Consider the following 18,317-nt stretch of genomic DNA (forward strand, 5'->3'; position numbering starts at 1 on the left):
ACCAAATCGCCCGATGATTGAGGGGGCTGGTTAGCGGCGGGGAAACTTCGACAGGATCCACTCGCGAAAGCGCCGTAGCTCTTCTTCATTGTCCGGGTTTTCACGGCAACTCAAATAGTGCCAGCTGTTTCGCAGTTGAACCTTCTGTTCGATCGGTCGCACGAGCAACCCTTGCTCTACCAGCGGCGTGACCAGGTGATTCCAGCCAAGCGCGATGCCTTGGTGGGTCAGTACCATGCTGATCAGCAGGTTGTAGTCATTGGCATTGAATATCTGCGGGCTGTTGGCCGGGCGGTCGTCGATGTCAATCGCCTGGAAAGCCAGCCAGACGCCCCAGTCGACATGCTCGGCCACTTGCGAACGACCATAGGGGCTCAGGTTCAACAGTGCGGAGTCGCGCACGCCTTCAATGGTCGATATTTCCGGGTGCTGTTGCAGATACTGCGGGGTACATACGGGGTAGATGACGTCATGACATAACGGATAGCTTCGATAACCTTCTCTGATGCGAGAGATCTTGGTGATAAAAATGTCAGGCTGAACACCAGGTTCCATGGTCAGGAAATTCTGGGTAGTGATCAGGTTGAGCTCGATGCCCTCGCTTTGCGCGAAAAATTCCGGCAGGTGATTGGCCAGCCACAGTGCGGAAAAGGCCGGGGAACAACATACCGTCAGGACCTTTTTACTGGACTGACTGTTGCGGATCCGTTCGGCGGCCTGAGCGATATTCACGAATGAAAGCTGTGCAGCATCAAAGAACACCGCGCCGGCGGCCGTCAGTTCCACCGCACGTCCTACCCGGGTAAACAATTGCGCCCCCAGGTAACTTTCCAACTCGCGAATCTGTCGACTGATGGCTGCTTGCGAGACGCACAGGGCTTGTGCCGCACGGGTAAAACTTTCGTACTTGGCGGCCGCGACAAATGCCTTCACAGCCCTCAAGGACGGCATCTTCAGCAAGATGGTGTCAGGGTCGACATGCTTGGTCATTCAAACGCTCTCTTAACGATACAGCTCCCCAATGAAGCGGGAGGAGGGTAACGGAACCCGACATGGAGGGCTACGCCAGCGTCGCTGGCAGGATAGCGTCAGTCGTTCATGGGCGGCAGTTGCCACACCCCGAGAGACGCAACGGCAATCAATAACCTGACGTTATCAAATTGTCCCTGTAAATGTAGTTGGATTAAGCGGGGTGATGCTAATAAATTTGAAACATCCCTTTTTCCTAGGGCCCCAAAAATAATAAAAGGAAGCCCGTCGTGAAGACATCTATTCATTACCGCTGCCGCTTAATTTTATTTTCGCTCGTTTGCATGTCGCTTGATGCGAATACTGCACAACGCGAGGGAGGCAAGGTATGACAAGCTCCGACGAGATCATCTGTGTGCAGAATGTATATAAGGTCTTTGGTACGCAGCCAGCACTTGCAATGAAGATGATTGAAGAGGGCGCTTCAAAAGCTGAAGTGTTCAAAAAGACTGGCCAGGCAATCGGTGTATTTGACGCTAACTTTTCGGTTCGCCGCGGTGAGATTTTCGTGATCATGGGGTTGTCCGGTTCCGGAAAATCGACCATGGTCAGGTTATTCAACCGGTTGATAGAACCCACTTCCGGCAGCATTTTTTTAAATGGAAAGGAAATCACCGGTCTAGCCGACAAGGACTTGTTACAGGTTCGTCGCAAAGACATGGGCATGGTCTTTCAGTCCTTTGCCTTGATGCCGCACATGAGCGTCATCGACAACGTCAGTTTCGGCCTGGAAATCAGCGGTGTCAGCGAAAAAGAGCGTTACTGCCGCGCGATGGGCGCGTTGGAACAGGTCGGGTTGTCGGGACAGGAACTCAGTTTTCCACATCAACTGTCTGGCGGCATGCAACAGCGGGTCGGTCTGGCTCGTGCTCTGGCCAACGATCCGGCCATTCTGCTGATGGATGAAGCATTCTCTGCGCTTGATCCGATGATTCGCAGTGAAATGCAAGGCGAGTTGATCAAGCTCCAGGCCGAGCAGGATCGAACCATTATCTTCATTTCCCACGACATCGAAGAAGCCGTTCGGATCGGTCACCGGATTGCGATCATGGAAGGCGGAAAAGTTGTGCAGATCGGCACGCCGCGTGAGCTTCTGTGCAATCCGGTGAATGATTATGTACGTGATTTCTTCAATGGATTCGATGCCAGCCGGATTCTGAAAGCAGGTGATATCGCTCAGCACGACGCCGGCATCGTTTATCAGCCTGGGTATCAAACTCCCATCAAGGCGGAAGCCTCTCTTCGAGAGATCTTTCATATCGTTGCTGCCTCGGCCACTCCCATGCCGGTTGTAGATGAAGTCGGGTTGTATAAAGGCTCGATTTCACAAGGTCATCTTCTTAGCTGCCTTTGTAGCAACTGAACTCCGAATAATCAGAATTGATAAGCCATTTCTGAGGGCGAGGTAGCACCATGTCTGACTTCAATTTTCTAGACCCCTTTCAAAGTATCAATATCCCTTTGGGCTCATGGGTAGAAACCGCCCTTAAATATTTGGTGCACAACTTTCGGGATGTATTTCGCTCGATCCGCTGGCCGGTCGATCAAGTCCTGGATGGTGTTCAGTGGGGACTGCTGTCGGTGCCTCCCACCGTATTCATCATCATTGCCGGGCTGATCAGTTGGCAGGTCGGTGGCAAGCGCATTGCGATTTTCAGTGTGGCGACGCTGACGGGGCTTGGGCTGATCGGCGTCTGGGCCGATGCCATGGTCACGCTGGCACTGGTACTGACGTCATTGCTGTTCTGCGCCGTCATCGGCATACCGCTGGGCATCCTTTGTGCCCGCAGTGACCGCATGGAAGTGATCATCCGCCCGGTGCTGGATGCCATGCAGACACTTCCTGCCTTCGTGTACCTGGTACCGGTGGTCATGCTGTTCGGTATTGGCAACGTGCCCGGCGTGATTGTCACCATCATTTTCTCCGTCGCGCCGCTGGTGCGGCTGACCAACCTCGGTATCCGCCAGGTTCCGGCCGACAAGATCGAGGCTGCCCGCGCTTTTGGTTGTACGGCCACCCAGATGCTGGTGAAGGTTCAACTGCCGCTGGCGGCGCCGACGATGATGGCCGGGCTCAACCAGACATTGATGCTGTCCCTGTCGATGGTGGTAGTCGCCTCGATGATCTCGGTCGGCGGGCTTGGCTTGATGGTGTTGAGCGGTATCGGTCGCCTGGACATGGGGCTGGCGAGCGTCGGTGGTGCTGGTCTGGTGCTGTTGGCGGTGTTTCTTGATCGACTGACCCAGGCGATGGGGGAGCGCAGCAGTGATTTGGCGACCGGCCAACGCTGGTATGAAACCGGGCCTTTGGGGCTGGTCATGAAACTGAAGAAAAAGAAGAACGTTGTACGTCCAGTGACGAATTAAGTTTGCCTGCTCACCCATTAAAAATTCCAAGCATGGTGAAAAATGAAACTAGCAAATCTGAAAAAAAGCGTCGTTGCGGGCCTGATTGCGTCGGTGTTCGGTACGGTGCTGTGCTCGGCGGCTTTCGCGGCTGATGCCACTAAACCCGGTGCCGGTGTGTCCATTACGCCGATTTTTCCGACTATTGCCGAAGAGCGCTTTCGCGGTGAGGTGGTGATTGCCGGGCTCAAGGAGCTTGGCTACAACGTGAAGCAGCCCAAGGAGACCGACTACCCGGCGATGTTTCTTGCGCTGTCTTATGGCGACGCAGACTTCACCGTGCATGAGTGGGAACACCTGCACGAAGCGTTTTACAACAAGGCCGGTGGCGATGATGTGATGGTCAAGGTCGGTCAGATCATGAAGGGCGTGCTGCAGGGCTACATGATCGACAAGAAGACCGCAGAGGCCTATCAGATCAAGGATCTGTCGGACTTGAAAAGGCCAGAGATCGCCAAGTTGTTCGACAGCAATGGCGATGGAAAGGCCGACCTGACCGGCTGCAACCCCGGCTGGGGCTGCGAAGTCATGGTTGAACATCACATGAAAGCCTATGGCCTGGGGCCAACGGTGGTCGATAACCGCGGGTCTTACTTCGCGCTGATGGCCGATACCATTGCCCGCTATCAACAAGGCAAGCCGGTGCTGTTCTTCACCTGGGTGCCGCAATGGATTGCCAGTGTGCTGGTGGAAGGGCGCGACGTGGTCTGGCTGCCGGTGCCGTTTACCTCGCTGCCGGATGGCAAGGACAGCAAAGATACCTTTCACGACGGCAAGAACCTCGGTTTTCCGGTGGATACGGTTAACGCCGTCATGAACAAAGAGTTCGCCGAGAAAAACCCGGTTGCGCGCAAATTCCTGTCCGAAGTCAGCCTGACCACCGCCGATGAAAGTGCGCAGAACCTGCGTATGCAGAAGGGTGAAAAGTCCCTTGCCGACATCAAGCGCCATGCCGCGGAGTGGATCAAGGCCAACCAGCAAGCCTACGACGGCTGGCTCAGCGATGCGCGTGCCGTAGCGGTGAGGTAATCGGTCCAGGTCCGTGTTGGCGGAGGCCACGTCCCTCGCCAGCACGCCGGTTGTACCTTGTTTCAAGTCATGGGTTTCGGATGGTGCAAGATGGAAACTTTTCAGAGTACGTTGAAGCTACAGAACATCGGGTTTCGACAATCCAGGGGGGCGTCGGGACATGAGCGTATCGTGCGGGTGGCCTTTATCCTGCTCGATCATTTCTCGCTGACAACCTTCTCAACGGCGATGGATGCCCTGGCCACCGGTAATCTGATCAACTGCGACACGATTTATAAAGTCTCAACCTATTCGCTGTCGGGGGGCCTGGTCGAGAGCGATATCGGCGTGCCGCTTTCTTCGGAAAGGCTGGTGGCTGAGGGGTTCAATCACGATGCGGTTATCGTCGTGGGGGGGCAACGTGTCAGGCTTTCGGCCAATCCGCTGCTGCGACGAGTATTGAAAAAAACAGCGGCCAGGGGCGTTGTTGCCGGGTGCTGGAATGCCGCGTTTTACCTGGCTGATGCGGGGTTTCTCGATGGGCTGGACTTCGCGTGTCACAGCGACAGTTGCGGTCTGATCAGCGAGTATTTCCCACAATTGAGCGTGTCCGGCCTCGACTTTACCTTTGAACAGCGCCGCGCCACCTGTGCCAACGCCCATTCAGCGCTGGATATGACCTTGGCACTCATGCAAGAGCTGGGCTCCTGCAATGACGCTTCCCTGGTGGATGAAATCAGACGGGTTCATCAACCCAGGCAACTGGCGCACGATTTTGCGTTCAGTAATGAATGCATTCGATCGGTCGCTATTCCAAAACCGTTGAATGTCGCCCTCAACTTGATGGAAAAACACATCGAGGAGCCGATGGAGATTGATCAAATCGCCAGTCACGTCGGCGTGTCACGACGACAACTTGAAAGACGGTTTGCACGTTATTTGAACGTTGCACCCAATCGATATTATCTGGAGTTGCGCCTGACCCGGGCTCGGCAACTTATTGTGCAAAGTGATCGATCGTTAACGGATGTGGCACTTGCCACCGGGTTTGTCAGTTATCCGCATTTCTATAAGCGTTTCAAGGATCTGTTCGGATTACCGCCAATGACATTCAGGGATAACTATTACGCCAGTGCAGGTCGTTACGCCATTGCTGCGAACTTTTGACTTAATTCATCAAGTGCCAGCGTATTAGCGTCCCGTCGATTAGGTAGCTGTTTTTAATCAACGCCTCTCTGTGCGTTCGCCTCGTGCCGAGTCCGGTTTGTCATTTCAACGATGAATGGTTCAACACTATGAAAGTCAGTTCATTGCCCGCCGATGATGATAGTTGTGGCTGGTTTCATTTGAGCCTGCCACGTAATCCCGAGCCCGCTCACCGAGGCCACAGCGCTGCCCGGTGGGTCATTGTCGGAGCCGGATTCACCGGGCTGGCGGCTGCCCGGCAACTTGCACTGAATTTCCCCGATGACCATGTGGTGCTCATCGAGGCGCAGGAAGTCGGGCTGGGCCCCTCGGGCCGCAATGCGGGTTTCGCCATCGATCTTCCCCATGATATCGGTGCAGAGGATTACATCGGCGATATCGACCTGGCCAGAATGAGTTTGAAACTGAATCTCGCTGGCCAGTCGATCCTGCGCGACCTGGTCGATCAATACAGCATTGATTGCCAGATGAAAGCCTGTGGCAAATATCAGGCCGCGGTGGAGGATCGTGGCATCGCAGTACTCGACGCTTATCGCCGAGGGCTGGAAAAGCTCGATCAGCCATACCAGATGATCGACGCAGAGGGGTTGGCAGAACATTTGGGTACTCGTTTCTACCGTAAGGCGCTTTACACCCCGGGGGCTGTCTTGCTGCAACCGTCGGGCCTGGTCAAAGGGCTGGCGAACCATCTGCCGGCAAACGTCACGTTGTATGAACACACGCCGATCCTTGAAGTGGAATACGGCCAAAAGACTGTTCTGAAGCACGCCCATGGAAGCATTACAGCGGAAAAACTGATCCTGGCGAATAACTCGTTCGGCATGCGTTTCGGATTTCTGCAGGGACGCATGCTGCCCATCTACACCTACGCGAGCATCACCCGACCCCTGACCGAAGAAGAGCAGGCGCGCCTGGGTGGAAAACCCTTCTGGGGCGTGATTCCGGCAGACCCCTTCGGCACTACGGTACGGCGTACTCCGGATAACCGTCTGCTGATTCGCAACAGTTTCAGCTTCAACCCGGATGGTCGCAGCAACAGCAAATACAACGAACGTTTTGTACGCCGGCACAAGGCCTCTTTTGACGTGCGTTTCCCGATGCTGCCGGACGTGACGTTCGACTACACCTGGGGCGGGGCGCTGGCCATGTCGAGAAACCACAACGGATTTTTCGGTGAGCTGGCTGCGAATGTGTATGGCGCGCTGGGCTGTAACGGCCTTGGCGTTACGCGCGGCACGGTAACGGGCACGTTGCTGGCCGACTGGCTGGCGGGGCGGCGTGACGGGTTGATTGATTTCTTGTTGCAAGCGCCTGGACCTAACAGCAACCCACCAGAACCTTTCCTTTCGCTGGGAGTGAACATGAACCTGAAGTGGGGGCAGTACCGTGCCGGACGAGAGAGCTGAGGCTCTATCCATCGGGCACGCCGGGCCGAGTTTGCTGGTGCTGTTTCTCTTCGCGTTCTACGCGCTCACTCAAGCTACAAGAAGCCGCATCGCTGAATTGACCACTGTCTGTGTCCGGCTCGTAACCGGGCGTGCGGATTGAACATTGCAATCACTGGAGAAGACGCTATGAACTTTGACGGAATTTTCACCCCTGCCATTACCCCGTTGTCAGCCGATGGCCAGATCGATTTTTCGGCGTTCGCTGAAGTGCTCGAATACCTGATCGAGTCCAGGGTTCACGGCATCGTGATTGGTGGCTCGACGGGCGAGTACTACGCACATACCACCGCCGAGCGTGTTGCCGTGGCTGAGCGTGCGAAAGAAGTCATCCGGGGGCGCTTGCCGCTGGTGATCGGCACAGGTGGTATCCGCACCGAGGACTCTGTTTACTTCGCCGAGAAGGCCAAGTCGCTTGAGGCCGATGCCATTCTGGTCGGGTCGCCGCCTTATGCACTGCCGACGCAGAAGGAAATTGCCACCCATGTGCTGGCAGTGGACAAGGCGGCCGGTCTGCCGATCATGCTCTACAACTATCCGTCGCGAATGGGCGTGGCGATGGGCGACGAATTCTTCGAGGCAATTGCCAGCTGCAAGAACATTGCCGCCATCAAGGAGAGTTCTGGCGAGATGGCCCGCCTGCACCGCATTGCCAGCGCGCATCCGTCGATTCAGTTGTCCTGCGGTTGGGATGATCAGGCGCTGGAGTTCTTCGCATGGGGCGCACGCAGCTGGGTTTGCGCGGGCTCCAACTTCATCCCGCGTGAACACATCGCGCTGTACGAGGCCTGCGTTATCGAAAGGAACTTCGATAAAGGACGTCGCATCATGTCGGCAATGTTGCCGCTGATGGACTTCCTTGAGAGCGGCAAATTCGTTCAATCGATCAAGCATGGCAGCGAGCTGAGCGGTCTGCGCGCTGGTGGCGTACGCGCGCCGCTGCAACCCCTGGAGGCGTCCGAGAAACAGGCGCTGGAAGATGTGATCAAAACCCTGAAACAGAATGTGGCACGCATCGTCGAGGAGGCTTGAAATGGCAGACCTGTTGAATAAAGAGCAATACCTTGAGTTGGCCGCGAAGCTTGAGTTTCGCAATCAGGCCTTTATCAATGGCAAGTTTTGCACGGCCAGGTCGGGCAAGACCTTTACCACGACCAATCCAGCCACCGGACAGGTATTGACTGAGATTGCCGCGTGTAATGCGCAGGATGTCGATGATGCGGTTGCAGCAGCCAAGGATGCGTTTGAAGACGCCCGCTGGCATTCGCTGGCACCTTCGGCTCGCAAGTCGGTACTGCTGCGTTTCGCCCTGTTGCTCGAAGACAATGCCCATGAGTTGGCGGTTCTTGAGAGCCTGGACAGCGGCAAGCCGATTCGTGAGTGCCAGAACGTCGACGTGCCCGAGACGATCCATACCCTTCGCTGGCACGCCGAGCTGATCGACAAGATTTACGATTCGACCGCGCCGGTAGGTTCTGGGGCGGTGACCATGGTTGTGCGCGAGCCGATTGGTGTCGTCGGTCTGGTACTGCCATGGAATTTCCCGCTGTTGATGCTTGCCTGGAAAATCGGCCCGTCGTTGGCTGCCGGTTGCTCTATCGTGGTCAAGCCCGCCAAGGAAACCACGCTGAGTACGCTGCGCGTTGCTGAACTGGCTCATCAGGCAGGAATCCCGGCCGGCGTGTTCAACGTAGTGCCCGGGGGCGGCAAGGAGGCCGGTGAGCCGTTGGGTCGGCATCCGGACGTGGCCATGGTCAGTTTCACGGGGTCTACCGACACCGGTCGGTTGTTCCTCAAGTACTCCAGTGAGTCCAACCTCAAGCGTATTGTGCTTGAGTGTGGTGGCAAGAACCCCGCAGTGGTGATGAATGATGTCGAAGACATCGATGTCGTCGCCCAGCACGTGGTGAACGGCGCCTTCTGGAACATGGGCGAAAACTGCTCGGCCTCGTCAAGGCTGATCGTGCATGCGGATATCAAGGACGCTCTGTTACAGCGCGTACAGGTCCACCTGGATGACTGGAAAACGGGTGATCCGCTGGACCCGGAAAACCGCTTGGGGTCAATGGTCAGCAAGGCGCATTTCGAGAAGGTACGTTCTTACCTCGACGTAGCCAAAGAAGAAAAGCTCAAGGTGCTGGTGGGTGGCAACACGGCCAAGGATATTTTCGTCGAGCCGACCATTGTTGATGGCGTGAGACGTGACAGTCGTTTGTTCCAGGAAGAGATCTTCGGTCCTGTACTGAGCGTGACCACGTTCCAGTCGGTCGATGAAGCCATCGTCCTTGCCAACGACACCGCCTATGGCCTGGCTGCTTGCGCCTACACTGGCAACCTGCGTCATGCGTTGAAACTGGCGCGTGGCATTCGTGCCGGTATCGTCACCGTGAACTGCTTCGGTGAGGGCGACGCTTCCACACCTTTCGGTGGATATAAAGAGTCCGGTTTTGGTGGCCGCGACAAGTCAATCTGGGCGCACGACCAATACACCGAGTTGAAAACCATCTGGATTGATGCCTCCTGATGGCGTCTTGATGCTTGATCCAGAATTGTCCCGGTCAATTGATGTTTCGCGCGGGGCGATTCTGGTTGATGATTGAAATGACCGTTCTGGCTGAAAAACTGCGCTTTGTAAGTTGATGCGGTCATGGCAGCGGGATTTTTTGCAGCTCAACTTTATCGTACAGGCGTCTGACATCAAGGTGGTTGAAGTGATAGAGCCGCGAAGTTTTTGTGGAACCCTCAAAGGGAAAAACCTCAGGTATCTTAAAAACGAGAAACCTGTAACGAGCACTTATTGTGCAGTGGGCTTCATTTTACTCGATCATTTTTCCCTTCCTTCTTTTACCAACGCTCTGGATGCGCTGGTCACTGCCAATTTATTGCGACCTGATCTGTTCACCACCTGCACCTTTACCTTGAGCGGGGAAGAGGTGATCAGTGACTTGGGAATCCGTATCCGTCCTGATCAGAATCTTTCCAGCTATCCCGTCACCGAGCTTGATCTGTTGGTGGTTTGTGGCGGCTTGCGCACGCCATTAAACGCTGATGCGGGTTTGCGCCTGTTACTCAAGAAAGCCTCAGAAAGGGGAGTGGCCCTGGCGGGGCTGTGGAATGCGGCATGGTTTCTCGGGCAGGCGGGCCTTCTGGATGCCTACAGGTGTGCGATTCACCCCGAGCATCGTCCCGCACTCGCAGAAGCTGCGCCTCACAGCCAGGTAACGAGTGAGAACTACATTGTCGATCGTGACCGTTACACCTGCGCCAGCCCAAACGGGGCGTTCTATCTGATGCTGGACTGGATTGGTCAATCTCAGGGAGCCACCCTGGTCGACGGTATTACAGATATCCTGGCGTTTGAGACAACCCGATATCGTCGCCTGAGTCCGGCGATTCACATCAAGATGGCAGCGCCGTTGAGAGAGGTGGTCAAGTTGATGGAGGCGAATCTTGAGGAACCGTTGGATCTGGAACAGATTTCGGGGTGGGTCAGCCTGTCAAGGCGTCAGATAGAGCGGTTGTTCAGGGCTCAGCTCGGCACCACTCCTTCGCGCTACTACCTTGAGCTGCGTGTGACGGAGGCGCGCCGTTTGCTCCAGTACTCCAGGCTTTCAATCGTTCAGGTTGCTGTGGCGTGTGGATTCATATCGCCTAGCCATTTCAGCAAGTGTTACACCTCCTACTTCGGTTATTCCCCCTCCCGAGAGCTGCGGATGGAGTTTTAAATACTGAAAGCACGCTCTGTGCCGAAGTTAGCTATCGGAGATCTTTTGAGCAAAGTTGATATCGAAATCCCACTGAAGTTTTTAACGAACCGAGCCTGAAAGTATTGCCTGCTGTCTGACAAGGTGCTGCTTGAATCGGTCAGCGTAATCGCCTCCTACGGCCGAGATGACGCTTGGCCTGTTTGCCAGTGAAACCCGCCAGGCAGATACACGGGGAAGGTTATCGAAGATCGGCTGGGAGACAACCGGGCTCAGCAAGTCGAAATAACGAAACACAGGGGCAAACACTGCATCGACCATGCCGAACGCTGACCCTGCAAAATACGGCGTTTGATCAAGCTCGCTTTCAAGTCGTTGCAATTTATCTCGAAAGGCCGCTTTTTTGTTCTCAGCAATCGCGAGGTCCTTGGCGTTGAGGAACTGCCAGGCATCGGAGAGCATCGCCACGCCGAATTCTGCCCAGGCGCGCTGGCGCGCACGGGAGAGCGCATCGTTGGAGTAAAGACTGACACCCTCCTGCGTTTCGTTGAGATATTCGCAAATGGCCATGCTCTCGAAGAGTACCGCATTCGTCCTGTCCGGCAGCGCCACCTTGAGTAACGGCACTTTTCCCGTCGGTGAAAGCGCCAGGAACCAGTCTGGTTTGGCTGCGAGGTCGACATCGATCCTCTCAAAGGGCACATTCTTTTCCAGCAGCACGATAGCCGCTCGCTGAACGAACGGGCACAACGGATGACTGATGAGCGTAAGTTGAGCGTGCGGCATGGTGGTCTCTCGACAGGGCGGCGATGTGATGGAAGTAATGCTGCTGTGACTAGAGCAATTGCCCGCCAGAAATATCAAAAGTCGTCCCGTTAGCCCAGGCCATGTCATCGGACAGAATGGCGGCAACCGCACCGCCTATATCGTCCGGCAGACCGACACGGCCCAGTGCGATGCCTTGTGCTACGTAGGCGTTCACATCCTTGTTGTCGCGCACGGCACCACCGCCAAAATCGGTTGCGATGGCGCCCGGGGCAATTGCATTCACCCGAATCTGGCGTGAACCAAGTTCTATGGCCATGTAACGGGTCAGTACCTCGACGGCGGCTTTTACCGCCGCATAAATGCTGTATCCCGGCAAAGTGAAGCGCACGAAACCGGACGAAACGTTCAGGATACGACCGCCGTCTTCCACGAGCGGTAGCAGCTTCTGCGTCAGAAAAACCGGACCGCGAAGGTGCGTGGCGACCAGTGAGGCAAACTGCTCCTCGGTCGCGTCAACGAAGTTCGAAAAGAGGCCATTACCGGCATTGTTGACGAGGAAATCGAAGCGCTCGCGGCCGAATCCGGTCTTCAGCGTATCAGTCACCGCGTTTGAAAAAGCCTGATAGCTGGCGGTATCGGTGATATCGAGCGGCAGCATCGCGGCCTTGCCGCCCAGCGCTTCAATCTCTTGCTTCAGCGTCTCGGCTTCTGCTGCACCGCTGCGATAGGTACCGATGATATGAACGCCGCGTTTGGCGAGGTGAAGAGCCATGTTGCGGCCAAGGCCGCGGCTGGCGCCAGTGATGAGTGCGATCTGCTTGGTCATGGATTGTCTCTAGTAGGTTAGGCGCACCGCATGGTGCTTTCTGACCTGCTCAAGATAGGCAATGACCTGTTTATAACCCACGCCCGATACGCTCAGTTTATTGCCTGATTGTCTCAATCATCTTGCGTGGTGGCGGGGCGTTGGCATAATCGGCCCATGAATAACGATCTTGCACCGCATCTTGATATAGCCCTGCGCCATGCGCCACCGGGTTTGACGATTACACGGATTCCGCGTGTAGACCTCTGCGTCGGGCAAGGTACTACAGACAAGGCACCATGCCTGTATCGATCGATGATCTGCTTCATCCTGCAAGGCTCTAAGCGCGTTTCGATCAACGACAATCTTCTGAACTACGACAGTGAACAATATCTCATCAGCGCCCTGGACCTGCCTTTGAGCGGACAGATTCTTGATGCTGAGGGTGGGCAGCCTTACGTTGCGGTATCGCTCGTACTGGATCCGGCCATACTGGCGGAATTGGCGGCGACCATGCCTGCGGTTCGCGAGAGCGAACAAAAAGGGATTGGCATCACGATAAACCCGATGACCGCGCCGCTGCGCGACACGTTATTGCGCTTATTGTCGTTGCTCGACACGCCTGCCGATATCCCGGTCCTCGGCCCCATGGTCGAACGGGAATTGCTCTATCGTCTCCTGCAGGGGCCACAAGGGCGGCTGCTGCGTCAGATTGCCCAGCCCAATGGCGCACTGGGCAGCATCCGGCGTGCCGTTGCCTGGATCAGGGACAATTACAATACCCGGCTTCGCATCGAGGCGTTGTGCGATGCAAGCGGCATGAGCCGGGCGAGCCTGCATCGTCATTTTCTGTCAATGACAGGTTTCAGCCCGATCCAGTACCAGAAACAGCTCAGATTGCAGGAAGCTCGCCAGCTTTTGCTTGCCGGTGAGCATCGCGCCTCTGACGTGGCGTTCGTTGTCGGCTATGAAAGCGCATCACAGTTCAGCCGCGAATATCTCCGACAATTCGGCGCATCGCCTGCACGCGACGTGCGGGAGATACGGCAGGCTATTGCCACTTCAACAAGGGCGTAAACAGCAGACTTGTCTATGGATTGCAGGCGTTAGCGTTCAGGGGAGGGTGGCTCCCTAAAGACATTGTTGGCAGCATTCAATCTGTTGCATTGATAGCGGTGACATAAGTTTCGGCTACTCCGCCCAATGCAGCAGTCGCTTGCGCTGCTTTTCTCAAGACAGTGGAGCGTACGCGCTTGATTTGCTCGGCGTTAAATCGATCTGCCGGCCCAGATAAAGTCAATGCGCCGGCAAGTATGTTTCCAGCGCCAAACACCGGAACAGAAATAGCAGCCGTGTCTGGGTCTCGCTCTCCGAATGAGGCTGCCCAGCACTGCTCGCGGACTGCTTGAAGAGATGGGTCTTTAGCTGCGCCAAATGCTCGAAGGACCTTGCCTGAAGCACCCGCATTGATGGGGAATCGATCCCCTTCATGAATGGAAACACGTACCGACCGTTTCGGTTCAACACGGAGTAAGACGACCCGGCTCGCTCCTTGCGCAACATAAAATGATGAGGTTTCCGCGCATTCCTGAGACAGCGCTTCGAGGATGGGCAGTAGCGCATCACGCAGATTGAAAGAGCCCTGATAAAGCTGGGCGAGACGAAGAGGTTCGTGCCCGATAGCAAATTGACCGTCCGCCAACCTGCGTACGAAGCCTCCCCGCTCGAGGGACGTCATCAGGCGCAAGATCGTGCTTTTATACAGACCTGTGCGCCGTGATATTTCTGCCAAGGGCAGGCTGGGGCGATCGGAGTCGAAAGCTGCGAGAATCGCGAATGCACGATCTACAGCGGCGACACCGCCTGCTGTTGCTTCAGTACTGTCGTCACTTTCTGGGGTGCTGTTGGTAGGCATAGCGTCACTTTTGTTGCTTGAAAAAGGCCTGCCATGAGACAGGTCAACCAGAGTTGCTGTAATCGCAACATAGAGAATCCAGCCTCTGGGCGCAACAGAACACTGTTCTGATCAGGCTTCTCGCATGAACAGCTTGAGCACCAGCGCCATCACGGCAGCGAACAACAGAATGCATCCCATCACCATCAGTCCTGCCGTGAAAGATTGCGTCGTTTCTTTCAGGTAACCCATCAGGTATGGCCCAACAAAACCGCCGAACGCTCCAATCGAGTTGATGAGAGCAATACCACCTGCTGCCGCCTGACCACTCAGGAATTTGGCGGGCAATGTGTAGAAAATGGTTTTGGCCGAAATAGTGCCTACCAGCGCCAGCGTGATACCGATCAGCGCAGGAATCAAAGCGCTCATCTGAAGAGCGAACAGCAGGGCCAGCCCTGCCAGAACCAACGCAATCACAAGGTTCAGAATGCCTTTACCGGTACGGTCTACATGCCTGGCCCAGAACAGCAATCCTATGGTTGAGAAGAAGTAGGGGATGGCTGCAATCCAGCCAATCATGCTCAACTCGACGCCTTGCGCCTTGAGCATTTGTGGCAGCCAGATACCGATCCCGTACGTACCAATCGTGAAGCTGAAAGTGATCGAGCTGAGAATCCATACACGAGGATCCTTGAGCGCACCCTTGAAGGCATGACTCTTCTGAGTCTTGCCCGACTCCGCTGCCAAGAGTGTATCCAGTGCATTACGCTCCTCAGTACTCAGCCACTTGGCTTCGCTTGGCCGGTTGGCGAGTACCTTTAGAGTGATCAGCCCTAGAACGCATGCTGGAAGCCCTTCGATGATGAACATCCACTGCCAGCCGGCCAATCCAAGGATACCGTGCATCTGCAGCAGCCATATAGACAGTGGACCGCCGACCAGAAACGAAATCGGTGTTGCTACGGTAAACCAGGCCAGCACTCGGGTACGGTACTGAAGCGGGAACCACAGTGTCAGGAAGAAGATGACGCCCGGAAAGAACCCTGCCTCAGCTACGCCGAGAATGAAACGAATGATGTAGAAGCTGTAAGGTCCGACGACAAGAGCGGTTGCAGCTGCTGCCAGCCCCCAGGTGATCATGATCCGTGCCATCCAGAGTCTGGCGCCATACCGGTACATGGCGAGATTGCTGGGCACTTCGCACAAGCAATATCCGACGAACATGATGCCTGCGCCCAGCCCGAACTGCGCGGCTGTCAGGCCAAGCTGATCCGTCATTTGTAACGCGGCATAGCCAACGCTCGTACGGTCGAGATAGTTGAAGAAGTAAGCCAGAGCCAGAAGCGGGATCAGCCGCCATGCAGCTTTGCGCAGAGCGCGTTGCTGCAGTTCGGAAAGCTCAAGTGGTTGCGTCAGGGGGGTAGCGTTTGCTGGAGTCGTGACGTTAGCCATGACAGGTTCCTCATATTGTTCTTATGTACGGCCAGACGGGGTCGTCAAAGTCGATGCAATGCCAACGCACCGTGGGCATTGCACATTCATTTGCGCCGGTTCTTGTGCTGATCTATCAGGTTTGAATCAAACCGGCGGATGCGAGGTCATCGATTGCAGTACTTTCGTACCCCAACTCGACCAACAGCTCCCGCGAATGACTGCCGATTTCAGGCACTGACAGTCGTGCGCCAAAGCGCTGACCATCCATTTCAAATGGCAGCATCGGCACTTTTGTGATTTGCCCGTTGCTGAGCGTCAGCTCAGTCAGTCCACCCGACTCATTCAGGTGTTTATCATCGAAGAGGTCTTCAGGGCGTTGGATGGGCGAGAAAGGTAGACCGGCCAGTTCGCACAGTGCCATGACGGACGCTTTATCCATTGCCTGGATACGCTCACGCACAATCGGCATGATTCGCTCACGTGCCTGCACACGCTGGTTGTTGAGGGCTAACGAGCCATCATTGGCAAAATCCGGAAAATCGAATGCTTTGCAGAATGCGGCCCATTGGCTGTCGCTCACGACCCCCAGGAATATTTGCTGACCTTCTTCAGCTGTCTCGAAAACGTCATAGATAGCCCAGGCAGAAATGCGGCTAGGCATTGGCGCAGCGGCCGCGCCGGTTACCACTTTTTGCATCATGTGCTGTGCGACCAGGAAAGCGGAGTTTTCGAACAAACCGGTCTGGACAAACTGCCCCTTGCCACTGTCTTTGCGCTGGAGGAGGGCGGCCAATACGGAGATAGCACTGAACATACCGCCCATGACGTCGTTGACTGAAGCTCCTGCGCGCAGTGGACGGCCAACCGGACCGGTCATGTATGCGAGCCCGGTCATCATCTGAACGACCTCGTCCAGCGCTGTCCGTTTTTCATAGGGGCCAGGCAGGAAGCCTTTCATCGAGCTGTAGATGATATCTGGCTTTATCGCTTTGACATCGTCGTAGCCAAGGCCCAGTTTCTCCATGGCACCTGGGCGGAAGTTCTCTGTCACCACATCTGCGGTGGCGATCAGTTTCTTGACCGCTGCCATTCCTTCTTTCGACTTGATGTCGACGGCAAAGCTTTTCTTGTTGCGGTTGTAGGTCAGCCAGTAGCCCGCGCCGGACCCCATCAGGCGACGGGTGTTGTCGCCTTCAGGAACAGGCTCTACCTTGATCACCTCTGCGCCAAGATCTGCAAGCAGCAGGCCACAGGTTGGCCCCATGACCATGTGAACGAACTCAACGACTCGGATGCCGGCAAGTGGCAGTGCTTTCTCCGGGGACTGGCTCATACTGCCTCCTTCGCATAGGTGAAGTTTTTTCCAACGCCGGCATCGGGGATAAAGCCATACAAGGCCTCACCTGGAAGGCCTTGGCGGAGCCACTCGCGTGCAGCGACCAGACGATCAATGTCGACGCCGGTCCGCAAACCCATGGATTCGAGCAGATAAACCAAGTCTTCGGTCACGATGTTGCCTGAGGCCCCTGGAGCGTATGGGCAGCCGCCAATACCGCCCTGCGACGCATCGAAGGTCGTCACGCCAGCCTCGAGCGCCGCTACAACATTGGCCAGGCCTTGACCTCGCGTATTGTGGAAATGCGCGCTTCCAGCCAGGGCTCCAAGCTCATTTTGCAACCGAGTGAAAATTCGACGAACCTGGGCCGGGTTGGCGTAGCCGACTGTGTCTGCAAGCCCGACTTCGTCGACGCCCAACTCAGCCATCTTTACGGCCATGGCGATGCTCTCGTCATCAGTAACCACGCCTTGAAGGGTGCAACCGAAAACGGTGGAAAGGCCTGCCTCGATTTGGACCCCTGGGAACTGTTCATTGCGCAACGCCACCACCGCCTTGACCTCTTCAAAGACCTGAGCGTGCGTTTTACGAACATTGGAAAGGGAATGAGGTTCGCTGACGGAGATCGGCAACGTGATTTTCTGAACCCCAGCATCGAATGCGGCCTGGGCGCCCTTGAGGTTCGGCACCAGCGCGGTGACGAAGAGGCCGGAAATCTTACGAGCGTGAACAACCAGTTCAGCGCAATCGGCCATCTGGGGAAGAAGTTTTGGCGGTACGAACGATCCCACTTCGATCTCACGCAATCCCGACTCGGCCAGTGCTGAGATCCAGCGAAGTTTCAACTCGGTAGGCATGGTCGCCTTGATGCTTTGCAGGCCATCGCGGGGGGCGACTTCACTGACCAATACATCGATATCTGAATCGTGGTGCATGGAGGTTCTCCTCATCGGCTGGAGAGCCTTTGGAACATTCACGCGGCAGGCTATTGGGTAGCGCTGATCCGTATTTTTATGATTGTTCTGTCAGTCAGAATTACGTTCTGTCAAATAGTATCTGCGCCAATTTCTCATGCTGTCAATGCCCGCTCGTTCTTCCAGAAACCCACGAGGAGGAAAAACGCCCGTGAATGAATACGGCTTGACATGTGCCGTTAGATTTTGAAAAAGTGTTCCACAGAAAGAAACAATGTTCTGTCAGGTAGAACGATAAATATAATAATCGCGTACTTGGGTGCTCACTCATCACATAAGATGGGTGCAGTGCTTGCACGCCTTGCGGA

16 protein-coding genes are annotated in these 18,317 nt (G+C 55.6%); 9 read left to right on the forward strand and 7 right to left on the reverse strand.

All coding sequences use genetic code 11. The features are described from left to right. Positions 1–30: 30 nt before the first annotated feature. Positions 31–990, reverse strand: coding sequence for a LysR family transcriptional regulator (locus tag Q6A51_RS02605; RefSeq protein WP_304574051.1), 960 nt, complete (start codon positions 988–990; stop codon positions 31–33). Positions 991–1,357: 367 nt separating this feature from the next. Here Q6A51_RS02605 and Q6A51_RS02610 point away from each other — a divergent pair, with 367 nt between their 5' ends. The 8 genes from Q6A51_RS02610 (at position 1,358) to Q6A51_RS02645 (ending at position 10,819) form a co-directional block, all read left to right on the forward strand. Then, entirely contained in the window at positions 1,358–2,392 is a 1,035-nt protein-coding gene (locus Q6A51_RS02610) for a quaternary amine ABC transporter ATP-binding protein (RefSeq protein WP_201019609.1), read from the forward strand. Positions 2,393–2,442: 50 nt separating this feature from the next. Beyond that, on the forward strand, positions 2,443–3,396 hold the full coding sequence (gene proW / locus Q6A51_RS02615) for a glycine betaine/L-proline ABC transporter permease ProW (RefSeq protein ID WP_201019610.1): 954 nt from the start codon (positions 2,443–2,445) through the stop codon (positions 3,394–3,396). A 42-nt stretch (positions 3,397–3,438) separates the two neighbouring features. After that, a complete protein-coding gene (gene proX, locus Q6A51_RS02620) occupies positions 3,439–4,464 on the forward strand; it encodes a glycine betaine/L-proline ABC transporter substrate-binding protein ProX (RefSeq protein WP_304574052.1) in 1,026 nt (341 codons plus the stop codon). A 171-nt stretch (positions 4,465–4,635) separates the two neighbouring features. After that, the gene (locus Q6A51_RS02625) at positions 4,636–5,610 is read left to right on the forward strand and encodes a GlxA family transcriptional regulator (protein ID WP_304574053.1); all 975 of its coding nucleotides are present in this window, start codon (positions 4,636–4,638) and stop codon (positions 5,608–5,610) included. Between the two features lie 128 nt (positions 5,611–5,738). Further along, positions 5,739–7,055: an NAD(P)/FAD-dependent oxidoreductase gene (locus Q6A51_RS02630; RefSeq protein ID WP_201019612.1), complete on the forward strand. Its 1,317-nt coding sequence runs from the start codon at positions 5,739–5,741 to the stop codon at positions 7,053–7,055. A 168-nt stretch (positions 7,056–7,223) separates the two neighbouring features. Then, positions 7,224–8,126, forward strand: a complete 903-nt coding sequence (locus Q6A51_RS02635; protein WP_201019613.1) for a dihydrodipicolinate synthase family protein — start codon at positions 7,224–7,226, stop codon at positions 8,124–8,126. Position 8,127: 1 nt separating this feature from the next. Further along, positions 8,128–9,618, forward strand: a complete 1,491-nt coding sequence (locus Q6A51_RS02640; RefSeq protein ID WP_304574054.1) for an aldehyde dehydrogenase — start codon at positions 8,128–8,130, stop codon at positions 9,616–9,618. 187 nt (positions 9,619–9,805) lie between these two features. Then, entirely contained in the window at positions 9,806–10,819 is a 1,014-nt protein-coding gene (locus Q6A51_RS02645; RefSeq protein ID WP_304574102.1) for a GlxA family transcriptional regulator, read from the forward strand. A gap of 81 nt (positions 10,820–10,900) precedes the next feature. Here the strand turns inward: Q6A51_RS02645 and Q6A51_RS02650 are convergent, their stop codons facing one another. Both Q6A51_RS02650 and Q6A51_RS02655 read right to left on the reverse strand, forming a co-directional pair. Beyond that, positions 10,901–11,584, reverse strand: coding sequence for a glutathione S-transferase family protein (locus tag Q6A51_RS02650; RefSeq protein ID WP_304574055.1), 684 nt, complete (start codon positions 11,582–11,584; stop codon positions 10,901–10,903). 49 nt (positions 11,585–11,633) lie between these two features. Further along, entirely contained in the window at positions 11,634–12,392 is a 759-nt protein-coding gene (locus tag Q6A51_RS02655) for an SDR family NAD(P)-dependent oxidoreductase (RefSeq protein ID WP_304574056.1), read from the reverse strand. Between the two features lie 156 nt (positions 12,393–12,548). Between Q6A51_RS02655 and Q6A51_RS02660 the strand changes: the two genes are divergently transcribed. Next, positions 12,549–13,448 (forward strand): AraC family transcriptional regulator, encoded by a 900-nt coding sequence (locus Q6A51_RS02660; RefSeq protein ID WP_201019618.1) that lies wholly within the window; start codon positions 12,549–12,551, stop codon positions 13,446–13,448. A gap of 76 nt (positions 13,449–13,524) precedes the next feature. Here the strand turns inward: Q6A51_RS02660 and Q6A51_RS02665 are convergent, their stop codons facing one another. The 4 genes from Q6A51_RS02665 to Q6A51_RS02680 form a co-directional block, all read right to left on the reverse strand. After that, positions 13,525–14,286 (reverse strand): IclR family transcriptional regulator, encoded by a 762-nt coding sequence (locus Q6A51_RS02665; RefSeq protein ID WP_201019619.1) that lies wholly within the window; start codon positions 14,284–14,286, stop codon positions 13,525–13,527. Positions 14,287–14,397: 111 nt separating this feature from the next. Then, on the reverse strand, positions 14,398–15,717 hold the full coding sequence (locus Q6A51_RS02670) for an MFS transporter (RefSeq protein WP_201019620.1): 1,320 nt from the start codon (positions 15,715–15,717) through the stop codon (positions 14,398–14,400). Between the two features lie 115 nt (positions 15,718–15,832). After that, entirely contained in the window at positions 15,833–17,032 is a 1,200-nt protein-coding gene (locus tag Q6A51_RS02675) for a CaiB/BaiF CoA transferase family protein (RefSeq protein ID WP_304574057.1), read from the reverse strand. Continuing rightward, positions 17,029–17,970: a hydroxymethylglutaryl-CoA lyase gene (locus tag Q6A51_RS02680; RefSeq protein WP_201019622.1), complete on the reverse strand. Its 942-nt coding sequence runs from the start codon at positions 17,968–17,970 to the stop codon at positions 17,029–17,031. Before Q6A51_RS02680 ends, Q6A51_RS02675 begins: the two co-directional genes overlap by 4 nt. Between the last annotated feature and the right edge of the window lie 347 nt (positions 17,971–18,317).

Origin of the sequence: Pseudomonas serbiensis, assembly GCF_030580745.1 — a bacterium.
Classification (GTDB): Bacteria; Pseudomonadota; Gammaproteobacteria; order Pseudomonadales; family Pseudomonadaceae; genus Aquipseudomonas; species Aquipseudomonas serbiensis.